Source organism: Hoeflea sp. (assembly GCF_039975035.1).
GTDB lineage: Bacteria > Pseudomonadota > Alphaproteobacteria > Rhizobiales > Rhizobiaceae > Hoeflea.
This window is the reverse complement of record NZ_JBDWHW010000087.1, coordinates 1-3,090: the sequence shown is the minus strand read 5'-3', so window position 1 is coordinate 3,090 and position 3,090 is coordinate 1. Positions and strand designations below refer to the sequence as shown.

Annotated in this window: 4 protein-coding genes; all 4 read left to right on the top strand. The window is 57.6% G+C overall.

Features of this window, described 5'->3' with window-relative positions; translation table 11 throughout:
- A partial coding sequence (traF, locus tag ABJN75_RS07250) for a conjugative transfer signal peptidase TraF (RefSeq protein ID WP_348438221.1) occupies nucleotides 1–526 on the top strand: 526 nt, incomplete at its 5' end.
- Complete coding sequence (locus ABJN75_RS07245; protein ID WP_348438219.1) at nucleotides 480–1,670, top strand: conjugal transfer protein TraB; 1,191 nt, start codon at nucleotides 480–482, stop codon at nucleotides 1,668–1,670. The genes traF and ABJN75_RS07245, both read left to right, overlap by 47 nt.
- Before the next feature lie 132 nt (nucleotides 1,671–1,802).
- Complete coding sequence (locus ABJN75_RS07240; RefSeq protein ID WP_348438217.1) at nucleotides 1,803–2,537, top strand: LuxR family transcriptional regulator; 735 nt, start codon at nucleotides 1,803–1,805, stop codon at nucleotides 2,535–2,537.
- An 86-nt stretch (nucleotides 2,538–2,623) separates the two neighbouring features.
- A partial coding sequence (locus ABJN75_RS07235) for an acyl-homoserine-lactone synthase (protein ID WP_348438215.1) occupies nucleotides 2,624–3,090 on the top strand: 467 nt, incomplete at its 3' end.

Below are 3,090 nucleotides of genomic sequence, written 5' to 3'. Positions count from 1 at the left end.
CCTGTACCTGCGTTTCACAGCAATCGCCGTTTTAGTTTGTCTTCCGGCGATTCTGTTTGGCGCGGGATCCGAGGCAGGATTCCGGGTCAACCTGACGCCGAGCTATCCGCTCGGGCTCTGGCGGATCGCGCCATTGAACCGTGCTACTCGCGTCGGGGATCACATTTTCATCTGTCCGCCACTAACCGAAGAGTTTCGACGGGCCCGTGAGCGCGGATATCTGCGCCGCGGCATTTGCCCAGGCTGGCTTAGTCCGTTGATCAAGACCGTTGTTGCACTCCCCGGACAGTCGATTGAAATCGGCGCGTCTGTCGTGATTGACGGAGTGGATTTGCCGCGATCCGCGGTCCAGCCAAACGATGGTTCGGGCAGGCCGATAACGCCCTACGCCGGTGGCGCAGTGCCGCCGGGATTTCTGTTTCTCCACTCACCATTCAAAGGTTCCTATGACTCACGATATTTCGGGCCGATCCCGGCCGATGGTGTTCTCGGGCTGGCAACGCCCATCTTTACCTTCGGTCCGTGATGGCTTGGTTGGCCTGAGCTTTGTCGCAGGCAGTGCTATTGTCGGCGCGATTGCTTGGAGCGGCGAGGTGCTGGCCTTGCCCGCCGCCGTCCTGTTCCCGACGCTATGGGCGTTTTCGCCGAACCGGCTCGTCGCTGGGTTGGTGGCGCTGGCCTATTTCCTTGCAGCGTCGCGCGGGCTGCCTGTTGGCGTCTCAACCTTCTACGCGAGTGGCAAGTGGTTAGGGTTTGCCTTGTGGCTTGCGGCTTCGTTTCTGTTCGTCCTCGTGCACAGCTTGCTTTGGACATCGAAATCAGGATGGCACCGACCGTTCCGCTACGCGCTTGCATGGATCCTGATGAGCGTTCCATCTTTTGGCATCACCGGTTGGGCGAACCCGATCACGGCCGCAGGTGTCTTGTTTCCGGGCCTCGGCTGGTTTGGACTGATTGCCATGGCTCACACCTTATCTGCGATGACAACTCGGGCGTGGCCGATCGTTGCTCTTGTCATAGGAACTGTATTCGCCTGGTCATCTTTGGACTGGAGCGAACCCCGTCCGCCGGAAGGCTGGATCGGCATTGACACGCACTTCAACTATGCCTCTCCCGGTCAACACGCGGGTTACGCGCAGCATCTCGCCACCTTGGCTTTGGTACAGGATGCGGCGAACGCCGGCGAGAAAAACATCGTTCTTGCTGAAAGCTCGTTCGGGATCTGGACGCCGACCACCGAGCACCTCTGGGTTCGCGCCCTTCAGGACCTTGATGTGACGGTGAACGGGGGTGCTATCCTCATCAGTGCCGAGGGCTACGACAACGTCATGATCGAAGTATCAGGGACGGGCTCACAAATTCTCTACCGCGAGCGCATGCCGGTGCCGGTTTCGATGTGGCAACCCTGGGCATCGGGTGGTGCTAAGGCCCAGGTTTTTGGAAAACCTACCGGCAAATTTGCCGGGACGCTCATCGCTCCTCTGATCTGCTACGAGCAGCTCCTGGTTTGGCCGATCCTGCAGTCGATGCTCTACGAACCGAGCGTAATCGTGGCAACCGGCAACGGCTGGTGGACCGGCGACACCAACATCGTCGCTATCCAGAAGGCGGCTGCCCAGGCCTGGGCGGCGCTGTTTGGCGTGCCGCTCGTTATCGCTTTCAACACCTGACAGGATGCCCCATCAAACACCGCTCGGAAACTGGCGATCTAGAAATTGTCCGCTCCGACAACTATGCATTGCATATGCGACTCATAATGGAAATATTGCGTCCGAATCTCTGGTTCCAGGAAAGGTAGGACGTTGGAGAACATCGCAGATTCCGATTTGATGGACGCACTCTCGAAAATTTCAGACATTGCCGACCGTTCAACTATCCGGTTCCTGAAAGACGTGGCATCCCGATACGCATTGAATACCATTGCTTATTTTGGTGTCAGCGTTACCGGTCAAAATGAGACCGATCCCTACCTCGCCGTAACCTATCCTCCCGAGTGGGTCGCGCACTACAAGAACCATCAATATGTCGATGTCGATCCTGTTGTTCGTCTTGGATTTCGCCGGTTGCTTCCCCTTGATTGGGACGAGTTCGGAAAGCCTACGGGGCGGTTGAAGAGCTTTTTTGGTGAAGCCGGAGACTTCGGCATCGGGAGCCGCGGACTGACAGTTCCGGTGCACGGCCGCCGCGGCGATGGTGCCTTGTTCTCCGTGACGTCAGATATTTCCGCCCGCGACTGGGCGAGCGCGAAACTTCTCTATATGCGTGACTTCCAAGTCCTAGCGATGCACATCCACGATCATGTGCTTGGCATCGAGGGACATGCGAGCGAGACTGCAAGTCTTTCTCCGCGTGAATTGGAATGTTTGCAATGGATCGCCGAGGGCAAGACGGCCTGGGAATGCGCTGTCATTCTCGGTCTGTCCCAGCACACCGTGCGTTGCTACCTGGAGAGCGCCCGCCACAAGCTCCATGCCACCAGCAATACCCATGCCGTTTCAATTGCTCATAGAGCCGGGCTGCTTTTCGACCCCCTGTAAACCCAGCTGTTGGACCGGATGTTCGTCACGAAACCCAACCGATAACTGGTGTCTCCGTCATCAATTAATGAACGGAGACCACCATCATGATATTCGCAATCGAAAGCGCCGATCAGGACAAGTATCCCGAACTGTTCGATGAAATGTTCCGCATGCGGGCCGAAGTCTTTTCTGGTCGCCTTGGCTGGGACGTCAAAGTCGAAAACGGACGTGAGATCGACCGGTTCGATGCCGAAGACCCTCTCTACCTTCTGTCGCTCGATGAAAGGTCAGGACAGCTTCGTGGCGCTGTGCGTCTGCTCCCCACGACCGGTCCCAACATGCTCAGAGACGTGTTTTCCGTGCTGATGCCTAGTGGTACGGTCGAAAGCCCGTTGATCTGGGAAAGCTCACGATTCGCGGTCAATCCGCGGATCTTCGAGGCGAGGGATCGTGCAGAAGCGAACCACCTGGTCAACCGAATCACCGTCGAGCTTTTGTGCGGGATGGTTGAAGCCGCCCAGCGGGCCGGTATCGAACACATCGTATCGGTCTTCGACGCCCGAATGGCTCG

Coding starts and splice junctions, on each gene's coding strand:
- ABJN75_RS07245 (WP_348438219.1), top strand. CDS start 480: ATGGTGTTCTCGGGCTGGCAACGCCCATCTTTACCTTCGGTCCGTGAT.